This is a genomic window from Biformimicrobium ophioploci, from assembly GCF_030270605.1.
In the GTDB taxonomy this organism is placed as follows: Bacteria; Pseudomonadota; Gammaproteobacteria; order Pseudomonadales; family Cellvibrionaceae; genus Biformimicrobium; species Biformimicrobium ophioploci.
The window spans coordinates 101190-118819 of sequence record NZ_BSYJ01000007.1; the positions used below are offsets into that span (position 1 = coordinate 101190).

Genomic DNA, 17630 nt, shown 5'->3' on the forward strand with positions numbered 1-17630 from the left:
TTACACAACACCCTCGGTTTCAATGCCGGCACTACGCGCGGAACCAGCGATAGTACGAACCGCAGCATCCATATCGGCAGCGGTCAGGTCAGGCATCTTGGCAGTGGCGATTTCTTCCAGCTGCGCACGGGTCAGCTTGCCAACCTTTTCGGTGTTCGGGCGACCGGAGCCAGACTTGATCTTTGCCGCTTTCTTCAGCAGGAAAGAAGCCGGCGGAGTCTTCATGGTGAAGGTGAAGCTGCGATCGCTGTATACGCTGATCACAACCGGCACCGGCGCACCAGGCTCCAGGCTCTGGGTCTGGGCGTTGAACGCCTTACAGAATTCCATGATGTTTACACCGTGCTGACCCAGGGCCGGGCCAACAGGCGGGGACGGGTTGGCCTTACCGGCGGCAACCTGCAGCTTGATGTAAGCTTCGATTTTCTTAGCCATTACAGCTTCCTCTCTTAGTGGGTACTAGCGCCTGCGCTCCACAACACCTGCCTCCGGCAGGACCGCTGCTGCAGCGCCCGGCTCCCCGTTACCCCTGACCGACAATTCTCGGTTTTCAGGGACGCAAAAGCCTTCCTCTGCCGCCAGGCAGAAGAAGGCAGTATTTTACCGAACTGGAATCAGCTCTTTTCGACCTGACCAAACTCCAGCTCAACCGGCGTCGAACGGCCGAAGATCAATACAGCCACCCGCAGGCGACTCTTGTCGTAATTGACCTCTTCCACCACGCCATTGAAATCATTGAACGGCCCGTCGATAACACGCACCATCTCGCCCGGCTCAAACAGGGTCTTGGGCTTCGGCTTGTCGACCGAGTCGTCGATGCGATTCAGAATAGCTTCCGCTTCGCGTGCGGTAATCGGCGCCGGCTTGTCCGCCTTGCCACCGATAAAGCCCAGTACGCGTGGGGTTTCCTTGACCAGGTGCCAGGTATCGTCGCTCAGCTCCATCTCCACCAGCACATAGCCGGGGAAGAATTTGCGCTCACTCTTGCGCTTCTGGCCGCCACGCATCTCCACTACTTCCTCGGTGGGCACCAGCACCTCACCAAAGAGGTCGCCCATCTCGTGCAGCTCGATACGCTCTTTCAGCGAAGACGCAACGCGCTTTTCGTAGCCCGAATAGGCCTGAACTACGTACCAGTGTTTCGCCATGCTCTAAATAACCTTTATCTGCCAACCAGTCGTCGAAAAGGGCCGGATCAACCGATGATCTTGGAAGCGGCCCAACCGAGACCAGCATCCAGAGCCCACAGAATAATGGCCATGATCACGACAAATACCAGCACGATCAGCGTCGTTTGCATCGCTTCCGGACGGGTTGGCCAAACCACCCTGCGCACCTCTGTCTGCGCATCACGCAGCAGGTTCCAGAAAGCATCGCCCTTGGCAGTCTTGACCGCCACAGCGACAGCAGCCAGGCTCAGCGCCAGGATCGCGAGACTGCGGTACAGCAACGGGTACTGGGCAAAAAGGGTATTCACCGCCACAGCAGCCCCGACAAGAATAGCCACCAACAGCCACTTAAGGCCGTCCATGCGGAATTCTTTTGCCTCTACATTCGCACTCATATTGAGGAATCTTCTCTGAATTTCGCTCTAATCAGCACTGGGCCTGCCCGCAAGCGGACAAGCCCAGTTTGAATATGGCAGGCCAGGAGGGACTCGAACCCCCAACCCTCGGTTTTGGAGACCGATGCTCTACCAATTGAGCCACTGGCCTGGATTGGGCGTACAGATCAGCACTTTCCGGTCCGGAGACCACCCAAAAATGAGGGGCGAGCTTACCACTCAGACCACCTCAGGTAAAGGCGTTAAGTTGCTCTTTTCTATGATTTTTTGCCCAACAGCGGCACACCTGAAAGCGCGCCACTTAAGACCGAAAACGCCAATTCGGTCGCAAAAAACCTCGCAACTGAAAAAAATGGCCGCACCAGAAAACTGGTGCGGCCACTTCAAAATGGAGCTCTTGGGCGGATTTGAACCGCCGACCTCACCCTTACCAAGGGTGTGCTCTACCAACTGAGCTACAAGAGCCTCAAACTTTCAGCCCGCAAAAAAATGGAGCGGGTAGCGGGAATCGAACCCGCATCATCAGCTTGGAAGGCTGAGGTTCTACCATTGAACTATACCCGCTAAACCGCGAGGCCGACTTCTCGTCGCTACCTCCGACGGGTCGAAAAATGGTGCAGGGGGGTGGATTCGAACCACCGAAGCTTTCGCGTCAGATTTACAGTCTGATCCCTTTGGCCACTCGGGAACCCCTGCTGAAATCGGCGTGTATTCTCTACATCACCTCCGCTCATGTCAACCGATTTTCTCTTAAAATTCACAGACTTAGCTGCAATTTCAAGACTTCCCGGTCCCACATCAGCGGGAAAAATGGAGCTGGCGATAGGAGTCGAACCTACGACCTGCTGATTACAAGTCAGCTGCTCTACCAACTGAGCTACGCCAGCTTAGCCACAACGATTTCGCTGCAGTTCCACACTACCCTCGTAATGTGGAGGCGCGATTCTAGGGTAAGTTCATGCCCGGCGCAACACCATTGGCGGATAAATTTATGGGGAATCTGGCGCCACCGAAAGCCGTCCGGGAGAGCCCGCCTACTGTTCCGAGCACAGGTTCTGGCGGCGCTCCAGGTCCGGGAAATCCTCGGCGATCTGGCGCCAGAAATCCTCTCCCGCAGCCGCGTCGTCCGCCACCACCACCCAGCGTTCCGTGTAGGTCTGCGGCTCCTGCCGGAAAAGCGCCGGATAACCCTTATCCTGAAGCTCTTTTTGCAGGGAGGAGGCACGCGCTTCCTCGGCAAATATCCCGAATGAAATGCCATTGGTCAGCGACCCTTTCGGAATCACGTAACTGTCGACCCCGGCGGCCTGCAGCTCGCGTAGCCTGCGAAAAGCCTCCTTGCGGTTCGGGAGCGGCTCCAGGTAAACCCAGTAACGCATGGCCCCCTGCATTTCGATGTCCCGCACCTCGGCAGCCAGGCCGAGCGCGCGAAAACGCTCATCAAGTAGGGCTTCGTCACTCTCTTCTGCGACAGGGCCCAGCATGGTGCATAGTGCTTGCGGCGGCGGGGCCTGCCGGGCTGGCTGCCGGCGCACTTCGCGCACGCGCTCCGGCGGCAGTTCGGACAGCATTTCAATAGCCGCCCCCTGCACCGCAAGCGGCTTTTCCGCGGCAGAACTTTTTTCTGCCGGCTGTTTTCCGAGCCAGAAAAACAGGCCGATATTGGCAACCAGTAATATCAGGGCAATCCAACGCATAGGAGCTTATTAATCCGTTCCGGTAATTCTTTTGATCGGGTCTGGTGACTGTGCCTCACGGGCAGGCAGCTGCGAGCCCGTCGAGCACAAGCTCTGGCACCACCTTGTAAGGGATTTCCAGGGTGGATGCAATTACCGCGGCGTCACCACCCGTCAGGTACAGGCCCATTTCCTGACCAGCTGCCGCTGCCGTTGCATCGGCATGACACTGCTCGATGGTACTGCGCAGCGTAACCAGTAACCCCCGATTTACCGCCGATTGCGTATCAGTTCCGGGCGCCAGGTTTTCACTGGCGGCCTGATCAAACGTCACCTTGACCGCATCGGTACTGTGGAACAGCGCATCGCGCATCAGCCTCAATCCCGGCAGGATATAGCCCCCACTGTGCTGGCCGCGCTGTTGCAGGAAATCAATAGTGACCGCACTACCACAGTCGACCACCAGCGCCGGTGTGCCGCCCCCCGCACGGAATGCGCCCAGTACCGCAAGCCAGCGGTCCACCCCCAGCCGGGTATGGTCCGCATACCCGCAGGTAACCCCGGCACACTGCGCCGAGGTCTGTGCAAACAGCGGCTCCAGGCCCCAGATCTTCCGGGCCAACGCCTCGAGCTGCGCTGCAACCCGCAGCCCGCCCACATTCGCCACACGAACGCGGTCCGGGGAAAATTCAGCCCACTGGACCTCAAGTGCATTCAGCGCGCCGGTCGCAGCAGTGCCGCGCTGCGCTACGATTCCGTCCTCCAGCAACCGCCACTTTGCGCGGGTATTACCCACATCCAGCTCAAGAACCTGCATGCCCAGCCCCCGATTCTGTGGTGCGCGGCCGCAGGGAAACCTCCCCACCGGAAAACACCTGCACTTCGCCGTCTACTTCCAGGCGCAGGGCGCCATCGGCACTGACGCCGCGGGCAATACCTTCCCAGTGTTTCGGCCCGGCGTGTAACTGGACAGGCTGGCCGGCAAAGGCATCGCGTTGCTGCCACGTCTCTCGCCACGCAGCAAAACCGGTACGCGGATATGCCTGCAGCAAGTCCGTCAGCGCCCGCAAAAGCGCTGCACACACGCGATTGCGCCCAACTTGCGGAGCGATCTGGTGCAGGTCGATCCAGGGCTGGTCAATCTGTTGCGCCTGCGTTTCTGGCAGACGCATATTGAGGCCCACCCCAATCACAACCGCGCAGCGGTCTGTCAGGTCGCCGCTGACCTCGAGCAGAATTCCTGCCAGCTTTTTCCCCCGGCAGAGCACATCGTTGGGCCACTTCAGCTGCACACCCTCGACACCCAGTGACTCGAGCGCCTGCGCCAGTGCAGCACCAACCGCAAGACTCAAACCCTCCAGCAACTGTACGCCACCATCAAAACGCCAGCCGATCGACAGCGCAATGCCACCACCGAAGGGTGTCAGCCATTCGCGCCCACGACGCCCTCGCCCGGCAATCTGCTGCTCCGCCAACAGGGCAACTGCATGCCCTCGTCCGGCAGCCAGCTGCTCCAGTAACAATGCATTGGTCGAGGGTACCTGCAGAGCCAGCTGCAATTCCGTTAAGGCGGCGTCGCAGCCCCCGAGCCCTTGCAGTATCTCTTCACGGTTCAACAATTCGAGTCCGCCGCGCAGGCAGTAGCCACGCCCCTTGACCGACTCGACTACAAGCCCGAGCTCATCAAGACGCTGCAACTGCTTCCAGACTGCCGCGCGGCTCACCCCCAGCATGTCACCCAGCACTGCACCGGAATGCACTGCACCGTCGGACAGAAGGCGCAGCACCGGGATCAGAGATTCAACATTATTCATTTCAGGTTTTCAGGTATCGCCGGAAATAGCGGCTACCCAGGCTGGTCAACACCTCGTAGCCGATGGTGCCTGCATGCCTGGCAACTTCATCCACCGTCAGGTTCCGGTTGATTACTTCAATTTCTTTTATTTCGCTGCGCTGCGGTTCCGGCAACGCACTGATATCGAACATGGTGGAATCCATGGAAATGGTACCCACCATTGGCACTCGCACGCCTGCCACCTCACCGCTACCGCGGTTGCTCTGCGCCCGCAGCAACCCATCCGCATAGCCGCCGCGCGCCACGGCCATAACGCCGCCCGCAGGCATTTTTCCTGCCGCACCATAACCCACCGTGCAGTCTTTTTCGACATGCCGGATCTGGATCACCGGCAATGACAACTGCACCACAGCGCACAACGGGTTTGGATTTTCCGGTTCCGGGTTGATCCCATACAGCGCGGCGCCGGGGCGCACCAGGTCAAAATGATAAGCCTCCCCGAGAAAAATGCCGGAAGAATTGGCAAGGCTCAGTACTATGTCGGGCAGCACCGCGCGCACCTCCGCGGCCAGCGCTGAAAACAATGACAGCTGTTGCTGGTTGAGGGGATGGGCGGGTTCGTCGGCACATGCGAGGTGGCTGATGAACATGCACGGGTTCAGCGCCTTGAGCAGCTCAGGCTGCGCCAGCAACCCGCGTACTTCCCGGGCGGACAGGCCCAGGCGGCCCATGCCGCTATCCATCTTGAGAACACTCGGCGCCGGGATTCCGAGCGCCCGGCAGCAACTTGCCCAGGACTGCACCTGAGCGGTATTCACAAGCGTCGGCACCAGGCCTGCCAGCGCGCATTCCTTTTCGCGCCCGGGCCGCACGCCACTCAGGATAATAATGCGCGCGTCATCCGGCAGTAGCGCCCCCAGGCGTACGCCCTCCGCCTGGGTCGCGACAAAGAAGTCCCGGCAGCCCTCGCGGTACAGTGCTGGCGCGACCTTTGCCACACCGAGGCCGTAGGCGTCGGCCTTGACCACCGCACTACAGCGTACCTCCGGGCCGAGCCGCGCATTCAGGCGCCGGTAGTTCTCACAGATTGCGCCCAGATCGATTGTGAGGAGACCTTCGCTCGCGTCAGCTATCGCAACGATGATTGCCTCCGTGCCAGCCTGCAGGTGATTCGGGATACCTCTAAAATTAGCAGTTACTCAGCAGCGCTTCCCGGCGCAGCGCATGTCCCCCTGCCACAATGGCCAACCCGGCTATCGCCAGCGTCACAAGGGTTCCGGCCGCGACAAGCGCCAGATTCAGGGGTTCACCGACCAGCGCCGCCTTGAGCCATTGCTGCTGTCCGAGCAGCGGCACCAACTGCCACGCTTCGGCAAGCTCCACCTGTGCCACGTCGATCCCCGTCAGCAATACAACCGGCAGTATCTGGAAGATACTCAGCTGTGTCTGGGCATCCTTGAACGATTGCGAGCGCAGGGCCAACAGGATCTGCAACACCGCTACCAGCAATGCTATCGGCGCCAGTAACAAAAGCACATTCAGAATCCCTTGCACAGTCAGGGCGTGTTGCATCCCCAGTTCGGTCAGCGGCATCAGTGGCATCATGCAGGCAAGTGCGATAATCGAGAGCGATGCCCCAAACCAGCCGAGACTGGCAACCGCAACGGACTTCGCCAGGACCAGCTGCCAACCAGCCAGTGGCTGCAGCAACAATGTCTCAAGACTCAGGCGCTCGCGCTCACCAGCAGAAGTATCAACCGAGGTCGCAAGGCTGCCGACGAACAGCCCCAGGATCAGCAGCCCCGGCAAAGCCCGTAAAATCAGTCCGGAACGCGCCGACGGCGTACTGATATCCCGCTCCTGGACCTGCCAGGGGGAAATACTGCCTGGCGAGACTCCCTGCGCTGTCAGTCGCTGAGCGGTCACCAACTGGCGCCCCTGCGCGAGCTGACTGCGCACCCGGCGCACTGCCGCACCCGAGCCGGAGTCTCCGCCGTCCCGGTAAAGGTAGAGGCGGGGCGCACGCTGATTCATGTAAGCATCGGCAAAGCCTTCTTCGACCAGCACCACCACTTTGTTACCCTGCTGCAGGAGTGCCTTCGCCTGCTCGTGATCCCCGGCGCGATCATCCGCACCCTTGTGCTCCGTCAACTCGACCTTGCCCTTGCGAAGCAGGTTGGCCAGATACGGCGCCCGCTCTCCACCCAGGATGGCCACCTGGGGCTCTTTCTGCACTTTTTCCTTGACGGTAAACAGCATCATGGCCGTCATCATCGCCGGAAAAAGCAGCGCAAAGCACACCGCCGTCAGCAATGCCCGCTTGTCTCGCCAGGCTTCCGTCAGCTCTTTTTTCAGGACCGGGACAAGCGTGTAGCGCCAGCCAAAATTCGGGTTCTCATTGTTCATGCCGGCGACTCCTCTGCGCGCTTATCCCTGGCCTCACTGCCATAGGCGAACTCCACGAAGGCATCTTCAAGGGACGCCGCAGCGCACTGCTGCTTGAGGCCACCCGGGGTACCGCTCGCGACAATACGACCAGCGGACATTACCAGGACCTGATCACTGAGCTCTTCCACTTCCTGCATTACATGGCTGGAAAAAAGAATCGCGCAGCCCTGATCACGCAGTTCATTCAGAGTCTTGCGCAGCAGGCGTACTGCGAGCACATCCAGCCCCCGCGTTGGTTCATCGAGAACCAGATAGTGGGGCTTGTGCACCAGTGCTCGCGCCAGCGAGACCTTCATGCGTTCGCCCTGGGAAAAACCCTTCATACGCCTCGACCAAAGACCATCGAGCCCAAGCGAATCCCGCACACTCGCCAACGCTTCGGCCTTGGCCTCTCCACCCAGGCCCTGCATGGAAGCAAAAATATCCAGGTATTCAGCGACGGTGAGGCGCTCGTACAACCCCTCCCTATCCGAAATCACACCAAGCCTGCGCCGGATCTGTTGCGTTTCTTTCTGGATTTCCAGCGCATCGAAATGCACTGTCCCGCCCTCCGGGGTCATCAGGCCGGTAAGGATCCGCAGGCAGGTGGTTTTACCCGCACCATTGGCCCCCAACAGCGTGGTAATCTTGCCATCCGGGACATCAAAATTGATTCCGCGCAGTACCGCGGTATTCGCAAAGGATTTCTTCAGACCCCGGACCTTAATCATTTTCCGCCTCCTGCTCGTCGGCTCCGCCCGCCGAAACCACAACCTGGTTCACCTCGTTCAGGGCGAAACCGAACTCCGACAACATGAACGGCGGCAGGTCAATCTCGGCCACACAGCTGGCATCCAGCGTCTCTTGCGGTGCATCGAGAAAACGCTCGATCAGCTCAGGGACGCATCCGCGCGTGGTGTTGATATGCGCACCTGCCTGCACAACCAGCTGCTGCTTGTTCTCCAGATAGGCAAACGATCTGGCCAGGTCGACCGGCGGCGTAATAGGATCCCCCGCCCCGGAAATAAACAGCACCGGGTGGGATTGCGGGCTGAGTTGCGGGTAGTCCCGTGCAGGTACCGGCCAGACTTCACAGCCGCGAGTGTATGTCCGGGTAAAAGCTTCCCCGATGAAGCTATTACGCCCGTTGCTGACTATCTCCTCCTCGCGGATGCGCGGGACAGACTCGGCACAGGCGACAGAGAACATCAACCCAAGGGAAACCGAGTCCATCATGCCGGATACGGCCTGCATGAGCCCCTGCAAGGGCAGGTAGTTGCCGCGCGCCGCTTCGGCAATCGAAAACGGCAACATTACGGCGGCCTCCGGTGCATAGAGCGCGGTTCGCACCGTCTGCTGCAGGTGCAGGCTCGTCACGGCTATTGGTGGCTGCCCTGCAATCACCTTTAGGGTTGGGCCACCGCTCTCCCAATCTGCGATAAGTTGCAGCAACTGTGCCTGCCAATTACCGAGGGCCGCACACTGCGGATCGCCAGCGCAATCGCTCGCAAGCTTGTCCAGCGCAGCCTGGGCAGCTTCAGCGGCAAGAAAAATCTTTGAGTCGATTGGTGCTACGCCATCCAGTACCAGTGCACTAATTGATGCCGGGTACCACTGCTGATACAAGAGTGCAGTCCGGGTTCCCCAGGAACCGCCCCACAATGCGATCCTTTCATAGCCAAGCTGGCTGCGTACCTGCTCGAGGTCTTCAACTGTTGTGCGCGAGTTTAGCTGGCCGACCAGGTTATCCTTGCCCTTCCGGCACTGTCCCAGCAGCCGTACTGTTTCGTCGAGATCGGCAACTACCGAACCCTGAAACTCTTCACACGCGAAGGCACCGCTGTGGCCAGCACCACGGCGATCCACCATCACAAGGTCGCGCTGACGATTGACCTTCGACAAAGCGGGCAATATGGGAGTCAGGTCGCTCGCAGCCTGCCCGGGACCACCCGCCAGTAGAAATACAGGATCCAGCCCGTTCTGCTCAAGGGCCGGTGCAACAAACACTGCCAGCTCAGCCCCCGATACCGACTCACCTACTTGCAACCGATAACACTGTAACGGCTGGCTCCAGCCATCCAGAAAGCAGCGCTCGGGAACCGGCTCTGCCGCTTTCGCAACCAACGAAACCAGCAACAATAAAAGGCATGCTGTCCTTTGCATAAATCGCCTCCAACGGGCAGATGGCTACCCTGGAAATGGGGTATGGAAATTTTTAAACCTGTTCGCGCTGCGCGAGCCGCGCCACGAGCGGGTCCTGGGCCGGCGCCCGCGCCACAGTACCAACCGCATCCAGGAACAACCCAAACAGGGCATTCTGGGAGCCGACCCCCAGCTTTTCATAGATATTCTTGCGGTGTTTGCGCAGCGTATCCACAGCAACACCGAGCTTCTGGGCCGACTCACGCGTGCCTTCGCCGCGCAGCAACAGATCCAGTACACTTTTTTCGCGGCCGGTCAGCACCGTGCTGCCGAACATACGCCGTGCATGTTCAATACTACCATCCAACCCGTGCGCCGCCTGCTGAATAGGGTCCAACGCACCGCAACGCGCGTTCAGCAGCACCAGTTCACGCACCAGCGACTCCACCTCACGTAACGACTGCATATCAGACGCACTGAAGGGCTGCGACTGGCGTGCTCGCATCAAGCAAAGGTGCAGGGCACTCTGGTCGTCGACATTGATAACGAAGACCACCTCATCGACGGTGCCCAGCGCGGAATAGTAATCGAGAAAATAGCCCCGGCTCTGCACACCGCCACTCAGGTCATCGAGGCGCCATACCCCGGAATCGAGGCGCTGCTCACAGAAAGATATATAGAAGGGATCGAGGCGGTAGCCGCCGTTGCGGTAGTCATCGATGTGGGCCGGCTCGTCGCTGGCATCCATCGCATAATAGAGCGCACAGGGGGCGCGGCCCCGCTGGTAATACCAGACCTGGGGGAAATCCGCCCCTACCCGGGTACCCAGCGCCTCTATCAGACGCGGGAAGAACGCGGCCCCGCCAATTGCGTGCACGATGCCCGCAATACTTTGATTCCAGTCACTTGCATCGCTGCCGGATGGTCCGGGCATTTTTCGCATGATTGCCCCCTAATGGTGCTGTCGGCCGTTTTGGCCTTGTTATTATTTGCAGTGCTGCACCAAAAAGAGTCGGGCCGTTTCGCAAGCAGCACTGTTTTACCAATTTACCCCAGTTGGGGCATTGATATTGCCGGTTTACCTATGGTGCCATGGTCCTAACAACTAGAAAAGGGAAGCACCATGGCCAAAGCGTCACCAGCGGGAAAGGCTACACCTGAACCGCATCTCCAAAAGAATACACTGGCAAGAGCTGTAACTGCCGCGATCCTGTCCTCCTCCCTCGCAGTACCAGCCGCCGTGCAGGCCCTGGAAATCGAGGAAGTGACCGTTACCGCGAACAAGCGCGAAGAATCCGTGCAGGAAGTTCCACTGGCGATCACCGCACTTTCCGGTGATTTCACCCGCAAGGTCAACCTCGACGATGTGAAGGACCTGGTTTCCTACACCCCGGGCGTTACCGGTAACAGCCAGGACAGCTTTATCGATGCGATCAGCGTTCGCGGCATCCGCACCCAGGACTTCGGCGTGGGCGGCGACCCGTCTTCTGCCTTCTTCAAGAACGACCTTTACGAAGGCCGTAACGGCTCAGCGGTAACCAGCCTCTACGATATGGAGCGCTCCGAAATCCTGCGTGGCCCGCAGGGCTTCCTGTTCGGCCGCAACTCCATCGGCGGCGCCTTCAGCGTACACACCAACAAGGCGGAAATCGGCGCGGACACTACCGGCTATTTCGAAACAGACTTTGGCCAGAACGGTCGCGTGGTCGCCGAGGGTGCGATCAATATGGGCATCAGCGACAACTTCGCCATGCGCCTCGCCGGCTACACCTCGCAGGAAGACGGCTTTGTAACCAACCGCTTCCCGGGCTCCGAAGACCTGATTGCACACGACAAGCAGGCCATCCGCTGGTCCACCACTTACGAGCAGGAAGCCCTGCGCGTGCAGACCACCGCGGAATATGAAACCCGCGAGCAATCCGGCTCCGTTTACCGCGCGGTGGAAAACGGTGATATCTGGGATGCGTTTGTTGCGGCCATCGGTGACCCGGAGATCGGCGGTGACGCCAGCAAGGGCAATGTAGACGTAGACCGCACCAGCGGCGACGCCGATAACGCCGATGTGATGACCCTTGGCGTGCGCGTCGACTACGACTTCGACAGCTTCACCCTGACTTCCAATACCGGCTACAAAGACCACGACTACTTCTATACCGAAGACTACGATGGCACCCCGCTGCACGTGAATGACTACGGTCAGGACCAGACCGGCGACTACTTCCAGCAAGAACTGCGCATTACCTCCAGCGGCGACGACGCGCTGTCCTGGTACGCCGGTGTTTCCTACTACAAGGAAGAGATCGACGCGAAGTTCCGCTTTAGCGGCCAGGAAGACTTCATGTGCCAGTACTACGGCTACTACTACAACTCCGGCATGACCTTCAGTGGCTGTGCGGACCTGTATGCCTATTACGGCTCCGAGTTCAGCTCCACCGACGGCCAGCTGGTGGAAACCGGCCACATTCGCGGCAACTATTCCGGCTGGGCGACCTACGTCAACATGGACTACGCGATTACCGACGCGTTCTCTGTTGGCCTGGGCCTGCGCTACACCAACGATGACAAGGACTTTGCCATCAGCGTACCGACCCCGGAAAGTGAGCTGGGCCCCTACTGGGCTTACGGCTTCTCCACCGACGGTTTTATTGAAGGCAGCGACTCCTGGAGCAAGCTGACCTCGCGTGCCATTGCCAAGTACCAGCCCAACGACAATGACACCTACTTCCTGAGCTTCACCGAGGGCTTCAAGTCCGGTGGCTTCGGCAGCTTCAACCTCGACAACAACGCCATGGGTGAGCCGGCCATCGGCAACACCGAGCTGACCCAGGCTGACGGCTTCCCGGCCAACATCTTCGACCCGGAAACCATCGATTCGTGGGAACTCGGCTACAAGAGCACCTGGTTCGACGGCCGTGCGCTGTTTGATATCACCGCGTTCATGTACGACTACTCGGATCTGCAGGTCGTGACCTACGACGGCGGCGCCTCGATCGTGAAGAACGTCGGTGAAGTCGAAAGCATGGGTGTGGAGACCTCCATCACTGCCGAGCTGAACGACAACTTCAACCTGATGTTCGCACTCGGCTGGCTCGACAGCGAAGCCAACAACCTGCAGGACATCTGCGGCCTGGAAGATGCCGACGCCTGTGAAGGCAGCAGCCTGTTCTGGGCACCCGAGATCTCCGGCGCGATGGTACTGGACGCGCACTTCCCGGTCAGCGGCGGCGCCATCACCGGCAGCCTGGAGATGTTCTGGGAGTCCGAGCGTGGCGGCGGCTGGGAAAGCCTCGACAGCACCAAGCTCGATGCCTACCAGGAGCTGGCCCTGCGTGTGGGCTACGAGTCTGATGACAACTGGCGTGCGGACCTCTATGTTGAGAACCTGACCGACGAGTTTACGTGGGATGGTATCAACAACAACGGCGGCGTCCTGCCGTCACACTTCTTCGGTCCGAAGCGCCCGCGCACCATCGGCCTGAGATTCGGAATGGACTTTGAATAAAGCCCAAATCCGGTAACAATGGAAAGCAGTAGCGGGCAGCCGCTACTGCTTTTTTTATAACTCCAATAAGCGGTACCCCAATGCCCGAGCAACAGATTCCCCGACAGGCATTCCTGCAGCAGACCCTGCAACGCGGCTTCGCTGCCCTTTCCCGTGGCAACACTGGCGAGGCCTCCAAGTGCTGCCAGGCAGTGCTCAAGGTTCAGCCGGATCTGGTGCCCGGCCACTTCCTCGTCGGCCTCGTGGCGCTGGAAGCGCAGCAGCCCAAGGTCGCGTTCAGCGCATTCAATTCCGTGGTCAAGCTGCAGCCGGAGCACCCGGCGGCCTGGGCCCATATCGCCAAGCTGTATATGCGCGATGGCCACTTCAATGGCGCTGACGACGCCCTGCAGAAAGCACAGGCCAGCGCCGGCAAGGACCCTGCGGTAAATGACCTGATCGGCACCATCTACTCGTTCATGGGGTATTACGATGATGCCAACCGCTGCTTCCGCACCGCGATCGAGAACGACCGCAACAACCCTGCCTACCTGCTCAACTACGCCAACAACCTGGTCTACCACGGCGATACAGCCGCGGCCGGCGAGGTGCTGGAGGAGATCATCGGGCTCCAGCCAGATAGCCCGCAGGCGCACTGGGCACTGTCCGGTTCACGCAAGGCGAAGGACGAGGATCACATCCAGGCCATGCACGAGCTGCTGCAACGGCCCGGTACGCACCCGCGTGCACAGGCTTTCTATTACTACGCGATCGGCAAGGAGCAGGAGGACCTGCAGCACTGGGGACAGGCCGGCGACGCGTTTATCCAGGGGGCCGCTGCGCGGCGCAAGACCGTGGAGTTCGACGAGGCTGCCGAGGTCGAGACCTTTAACTTCCTCAAGGAAAACCTGACCCGCGACTGGTTCGACGACCAGGGCGAGGGCAATCCCGATGACTCGCCGATTTTCGTGCTTGGCCAGCCCCGTACGGGCACCACCCTGGTGGAGCGCATCATTACCAGCCACTCGCAGGTGCATTCCGCCGGTGAGCTGCAGCAGTTCAGCCTGGCGCTGCGACGACTGGCCGGCTACACGGATCCGAAGCGCTTCTCCGCACAGCTGTTTGCGCAGGCCAGGGACCTCGACCCGGCCAAGATTGGTGGTCTGTACCTGCAGTCGGTGTCCAAGGTGCGCGGCGACAAGGCGCGCTTTGTCGACAAGCTGCCGCAGAATTACATGATGATCCCGCTGATCCTCAAGGCATTGCCCAATGCGAAGATCGTCCACCTCACCCGCAACCCGATGGACGCCTGCTTCGCCAGCTTCAAGCAGCTGTTTGCCGATGCATACCTGCACTCCTACGACCAGCGCGAGATGGCCCGCCATCACGCCCGCTATCGCGACCTGATGCAGACCTGGCGCGAGCGCTTTCCGGGGCAGTTCTTCGATATCTCCTATGAGGAAACCGCGCGCGACCTCGAACCAAACGCCCGCGCACTGCTCGAGTTCCTGGAGCTGCCCTGGGAAAACGCGTGCCTGGAATTCCACAAACAGGACAAGGCGGTTTCCACCGCCAGCGCAGTGCAGGTCCGGGAGCCCGCTCATACCCGCTCGATCGGACGCTGGAAAAATTACGCAGAGCAGCTCAAACCCATGCAGGAGGAACTGATCGCAAAGGGAATCGAGATTGGCGACGCCTGATTACCAACAGCTGAACTACTGGTTCGACAGCCTGGCAGCGCCTGTCAAGCCAAGATCCGCGCTGAGCACCGACCGACACTGCGATATCGCGATTATCGGGGCCGGCTACACCGGCCTCTGGTGTGCCTACTACCTGAAAAAAGCGCGCCCGACGCTGGATATCTGCATCGTCGAAAAGGAAGTCGCCGGTTACGGTGCCTCCGGCCGCAATGGCGGCTGGCTCATGGGTGACCTCCAGAACCTCGGCGTGTTCCTTCAGGGCCTGAACGACGATAAGCGCGAGCACGCGATTGGGCAGGTCACTGACATCGTCAACGAAGTCGAGCGTGTATGCCGGCAGGAACAGATCGATTGCGACCTGGCCCGTGGCGGCGCCCTGTATGCGGCCGCACGCTTCCCTGAGCAGCTACCCCGTGCGCAGGGAATACTCCAGCACTACCACAGTCTGGGATTTAGTACAGACGACTACTACTGGCTCGACAAAGATCAGGCTGCCCAACAGGTTAACGTGAGGAACGCCCTCGGCGCTGTATTCACCCCCCACGTTGCAGCGATTCACCCGGCGAAACTGGTGCGAGGGCTCGGACATGTAGTAGAAGCCATGGGCGTTCGCATTTACGAACAGACACCCTGCACCCGCTTTACGCCAGGGCTGGTCGAGGCCCCTGGCGGTGTATTGCGTGCGGATATCGTTATCCCGGCACTGGAAGGCTACGCGGGCAGCCTCCCTAGCCCACTGAAAAGACATACCATTCCGGTGGTCAGCCGCATTATTGCAACAGAACCTCTCACTACTGATCAGTGGCAGGAAATCGGCTTCGCAGAGCGACAGGTATTCTGTGACAGCAGCCGGCTGGTGTCTTATCTCCAGCGCACTGCTGACGGCCGCCTGTTGTTTGGCGCGCGCGGCAGCTATGCATTTGGCGGCAAGGTGCGTCTGGCTCCGCAGCTCACAGAAGAAGAATTGCGGCAGCAGCACAACCTGATGGTCGACTTCTTCCCTGCCCTCGAGAATGTCCAGGTCACGCACGACTGGTGTGGCAACCTCGGCATGTCTCGGCGTATGCGTCCTCATGCCATTTTCGATCCTTCGTCGGGTATTGGCCTTGCTGGCGGCTACGGTGGGGAGGGTGTGGGCGCGTCCAACCTGATGGCGCGGACCCTTGCAGATCTGATTCTTGAAAAGGATAGCGAGCTGACCGCGATGCCCTGGGCGCATCGGGCACGGACCAATAGCGTTCTCAGGCAGTGGGAGCCGGAACCAATTCCCTGGCTCGTCTACAAGACAGTAAACAGTATCTACAGCGCGGAAGAGGCCATGCTCCTCAAGCCCGTACGCAACTGGAAAACATGGGCGGTCAGTGGGCTTGCCGATATGTATGATCGGTTGTTGGACACCTAATCACCTCCTACCGCACCAATATACGCGTGGCTCGCATTGTGTTAGAACTGATCTCTAGCCCGCCATCAGTTCGCCTGCATGGCAGTGGGTCAAATGCGTTAACGCCTGAAAACTGCGAGGTATGACATTTAAAATACAGGGGCCTTAAACTATGGATCGTCGACAATTTCTCTCCACCAGCGCCGCCTCTTTGGCGACATTTCTGGCACCGACCGTCGGGCACGCCAGTGCCAAACCAATAAATCTTTTCGATGGCTGCGGATTCCCTTTCGACTTAGAAAGGAATATTACACCTGAAGTTGTAAGCGCCATTCAAAACAGTGGCTATCAGTTGATTCATACCACTGTTGGCACAATCGGAAAAGGAGAGCACCTTTTCGAAAAGTCCATGAAATTTATTCAGAGGATGGATCGGCAAATCACGCTCTATCAAGACAGCCTGTCCAAGATCACATCCAAACAGGATGTCGACAACAGCCTCCGCAACAACACTACCGGGATAATTTATGGTTTTCAGGACACCGAACAACTAGAAGGGAACATTGAAAATATAGATCCGTTCTATACGGCCGGCGTTCGCTGTATGCAGCTAACTTACAACACTGAAAATCGCGTTGGTAGCGGTTGCATCGTGAAAGAGGACAAGGGACTCAAGCCATTTGGCGAGGAGCTTGTTTCCGCCCTGAACCGCAAAAACATATTAATCGACCTCAGTCACTGCTCAATAAAAACGACTGAAGCCGCCCTCCGCCTGTCAACCAAGCCGGCCGCTATCACGCACTCGGGCTGTAGCGCACTACAACCACACCCGCGCAACAAATCGGACCACCAATTAAAAGCAATGGCGGATAAAGGTGGAGTAGTGGGAATCTACTTCATGCCCTTTCTAAGGTCCTCTGGCATGGCGCAGTCAGCGGATGTAATCGCACACATTGAACACGCAATCAATGTTTGCGGAGAAGATCACGTTGGCATAGGCACTGATAATCAGGTTACACCCACAACAATCACCGATGAATATCGTAAAAAGTTTAACGCAAACGTCAGGGAGCGACGGGAAAAGGGGATCGGCGCACCAAATGAACAGGAAGACGTTTTTCTTTTCATCGAGGACCTGAATACCACTAGCCGGTTCATTGACCTCGCTGCTTTGCTAAAGAAAAGGGGTCACAGCGAGCGTCGAGTCGAAAAAATCATGGGGGGCAATTTTCGCCGCCTGTTCGGTGGCGTTCTTTAAATACAAACCGAACGATGACCTACGCTGTGTTGCGGGCTGACACCCGCAATCGCTGCGCGATGCCTGCGGCACACCAACCCCGCACCTGCGGTGCAGGGGTCCGGGGTCGCGCACGACTCACATGGGCCTGTGTAGTAAACAGTATTTCCTCGAATCCAAAATAAAAAAAGGGCTATCCTGATGGATAGCCCCTTTTGTATTTGGAA

15 protein-coding genes and 5 tRNA genes are annotated in these 17630 nt (G+C 59.0%); 4 read left to right on the forward strand and 16 right to left on the reverse strand.

Features of this window, described 5'->3' with window-relative positions:
• The 16 genes from rplK to QSJ80_RS14955 all read right to left on the reverse strand — a co-directional run bounded on the left by rplK (nucleotide 1) and on the right by QSJ80_RS14955 (nucleotide 10547).
• The gene (gene rplK / locus QSJ80_RS14880; RefSeq protein WP_285765266.1) at nucleotides 1–435 is read right to left on the reverse strand and encodes a 50S ribosomal protein L11; all 435 of its coding nucleotides are present in this window, start codon (nucleotides 433–435) and stop codon (nucleotides 1–3) included.
• 179 nt (nucleotides 436–614) lie between these two features.
• On the reverse strand, nucleotides 615–1148 hold the full coding sequence (gene nusG / locus QSJ80_RS14885) for a transcription termination/antitermination protein NusG (RefSeq protein ID WP_285765267.1): 534 nt from the start codon (nucleotides 1146–1148) through the stop codon (nucleotides 615–617).
• 47 nt (nucleotides 1149–1195) lie between these two features.
• Nucleotides 1196–1564 carry a preprotein translocase subunit SecE gene (secE, locus tag QSJ80_RS14890; RefSeq protein ID WP_285765268.1) on the reverse strand — a complete coding sequence of 123 codons (369 nt, stop codon included), beginning with the start codon at nucleotides 1562–1564 and terminating at the stop codon, nucleotides 1196–1198.
• 75 nt (nucleotides 1565–1639) lie between these two features.
• Nucleotides 1640–1715: transfer RNA gene (locus QSJ80_RS14895), tRNA-Trp, on the reverse strand.
• 238 nt (nucleotides 1716–1953) lie between these two features.
• Nucleotides 1954–2029: transfer RNA gene (locus QSJ80_RS14900), tRNA-Thr, on the reverse strand.
• 25 nt (nucleotides 2030–2054) lie between these two features.
• Nucleotides 2055–2128, reverse strand: a tRNA-Gly gene (locus QSJ80_RS14905).
• 48 nt (nucleotides 2129–2176) lie between these two features.
• A tRNA-Tyr gene (locus QSJ80_RS14910) sits at nucleotides 2177–2260 on the reverse strand.
• Between the two features lie 115 nt (nucleotides 2261–2375).
• Nucleotides 2376–2451, reverse strand: a tRNA-Thr gene (locus QSJ80_RS14915).
• A gap of 147 nt (nucleotides 2452–2598) precedes the next feature.
• The gene (locus QSJ80_RS14920) at nucleotides 2599–3261 is read right to left on the reverse strand and encodes a hypothetical protein (RefSeq protein WP_285765269.1); all 663 of its coding nucleotides are present in this window, start codon (nucleotides 3259–3261) and stop codon (nucleotides 2599–2601) included.
• A 55-nt stretch (nucleotides 3262–3316) separates the two neighbouring features.
• Nucleotides 3317–4057 (reverse strand): type III pantothenate kinase, encoded by a 741-nt coding sequence (locus tag QSJ80_RS14925; RefSeq protein ID WP_285765270.1) that lies wholly within the window; start codon nucleotides 4055–4057, stop codon nucleotides 3317–3319.
• On the reverse strand, nucleotides 4044–5054 hold the full coding sequence (gene birA / locus QSJ80_RS14930) for a bifunctional biotin--[acetyl-CoA-carboxylase] ligase/biotin operon repressor BirA (RefSeq protein ID WP_285765271.1): 1011 nt from the start codon (nucleotides 5052–5054) through the stop codon (nucleotides 4044–4046). Before birA ends, QSJ80_RS14925 begins: the two co-directional genes overlap by 14 nt.
• A gap of 1 nt (nucleotide 5055) precedes the next feature.
• A complete protein-coding gene (gene alr, locus QSJ80_RS14935) occupies nucleotides 5056–6213 on the reverse strand; it encodes an alanine racemase (protein ID WP_352176502.1) in 1158 nt (385 codons plus the stop codon).
• Nucleotides 6214–6223: 10 nt separating this feature from the next.
• Nucleotides 6224–7441, reverse strand: coding sequence for an ABC transporter permease (locus tag QSJ80_RS14940; RefSeq protein WP_285765272.1), 1218 nt, complete (start codon nucleotides 7439–7441; stop codon nucleotides 6224–6226).
• A complete protein-coding gene (locus QSJ80_RS14945; protein ID WP_285765273.1) occupies nucleotides 7438–8193 on the reverse strand; it encodes an ABC transporter ATP-binding protein in 756 nt (251 codons plus the stop codon). The genes QSJ80_RS14940 and QSJ80_RS14945 overlap by 4 nt, the downstream gene beginning before the upstream one ends.
• Nucleotides 8186–9625 (reverse strand): alpha/beta fold hydrolase, encoded by a 1440-nt coding sequence (locus QSJ80_RS14950; RefSeq protein WP_285765274.1) that lies wholly within the window; start codon nucleotides 9623–9625, stop codon nucleotides 8186–8188. The genes QSJ80_RS14945 and QSJ80_RS14950 overlap by 8 nt, the downstream gene beginning before the upstream one ends.
• Nucleotides 9626–9677: 52 nt before the next feature.
• Nucleotides 9678–10547: a response regulator transcription factor gene (locus QSJ80_RS14955; protein ID WP_285765275.1), complete on the reverse strand. Its 870-nt coding sequence runs from the start codon at nucleotides 10545–10547 to the stop codon at nucleotides 9678–9680.
• A 180-nt stretch (nucleotides 10548–10727) separates the two neighbouring features.
• Between QSJ80_RS14955 and QSJ80_RS14960 the strand changes: the two genes are divergently transcribed.
• The 4 genes from QSJ80_RS14960 (at nucleotide 10728) to QSJ80_RS14975 (ending at nucleotide 17424) form a co-directional block, all read left to right on the forward strand.
• Complete coding sequence (locus tag QSJ80_RS14960) at nucleotides 10728–13106, forward strand: TonB-dependent receptor (RefSeq protein ID WP_285765276.1); 2379 nt, start codon at nucleotides 10728–10730, stop codon at nucleotides 13104–13106.
• Between the two features lie 80 nt (nucleotides 13107–13186).
• Nucleotides 13187–14785, forward strand: coding sequence for a tetratricopeptide repeat-containing sulfotransferase family protein (locus QSJ80_RS14965; protein ID WP_285765277.1), 1599 nt, complete (start codon nucleotides 13187–13189; stop codon nucleotides 14783–14785).
• On the forward strand, nucleotides 14772–16187 hold the full coding sequence (locus tag QSJ80_RS14970; protein WP_285765278.1) for an FAD-dependent oxidoreductase: 1416 nt from the start codon (nucleotides 14772–14774) through the stop codon (nucleotides 16185–16187). Before QSJ80_RS14965 ends, QSJ80_RS14970 begins: the two co-directional genes overlap by 14 nt.
• Nucleotides 16188–16338: 151 nt before the next feature.
• Nucleotides 16339–17424: a dipeptidase gene (locus QSJ80_RS14975; protein WP_285765279.1), complete on the forward strand. Its 1086-nt coding sequence runs from the start codon at nucleotides 16339–16341 to the stop codon at nucleotides 17422–17424.
• Nucleotides 17425–17630 lie beyond the last annotated feature (206 nt).

Coding starts and splice junctions, on each gene's coding strand:
- QSJ80_RS14950 (WP_285765274.1), bottom strand. CDS start 9,625: ATGCAAAGGACAGCATGCCTTTTATTGTTGCTGGTTTCGTTGGTTGCG.
- QSJ80_RS14945 (WP_285765273.1), bottom strand. CDS start 8,193: ATGATTAAGGTCCGGGGTCTGAAGAAATCCTTTGCGAATACCGCGGTA.
- QSJ80_RS14975 (WP_285765279.1), top strand. CDS start 16,339: ATGGATCGTCGACAATTTCTCTCCACCAGCGCCGCCTCTTTGGCGACA.
- secE (WP_285765268.1), bottom strand. CDS start 1,564: ATGAGTGCGAATGTAGAGGCAAAAGAATTCCGCATGGACGGCCTTAAG.
- QSJ80_RS14920 (WP_285765269.1), bottom strand. CDS start 3,261: ATGCGTTGGATTGCCCTGATATTACTGGTTGCCAATATCGGCCTGTTT.
- QSJ80_RS14960 (WP_285765276.1), top strand. CDS start 10,728: ATGGCCAAAGCGTCACCAGCGGGAAAGGCTACACCTGAACCGCATCTC.
- QSJ80_RS14955 (WP_285765275.1), bottom strand. CDS start 10,547: ATGCGAAAAATGCCCGGACCATCCGGCAGCGATGCAAGTGACTGGAAT.
- birA (WP_285765271.1), bottom strand. CDS start 5,054: ATGAATAATGTTGAATCTCTGATCCCGGTGCTGCGCCTTCTGTCCGAC.
- rplK (WP_285765266.1), bottom strand. CDS start 435: ATGGCTAAGAAAATCGAAGCTTACATCAAGCTGCAGGTTGCCGCCGGT.
- QSJ80_RS14965 (WP_285765277.1), top strand. CDS start 13,187: ATGCCCGAGCAACAGATTCCCCGACAGGCATTCCTGCAGCAGACCCTG.
- QSJ80_RS14940 (WP_285765272.1), bottom strand. CDS start 7,441: ATGAACAATGAGAACCCGAATTTTGGCTGGCGCTACACGCTTGTCCCG.
- QSJ80_RS14925 (WP_285765270.1), bottom strand. CDS start 4,057: ATGCAGGTTCTTGAGCTGGATGTGGGTAATACCCGCGCAAAGTGGCGG.
- nusG (WP_285765267.1), bottom strand. CDS start 1,148: ATGGCGAAACACTGGTACGTAGTTCAGGCCTATTCGGGCTACGAAAAG.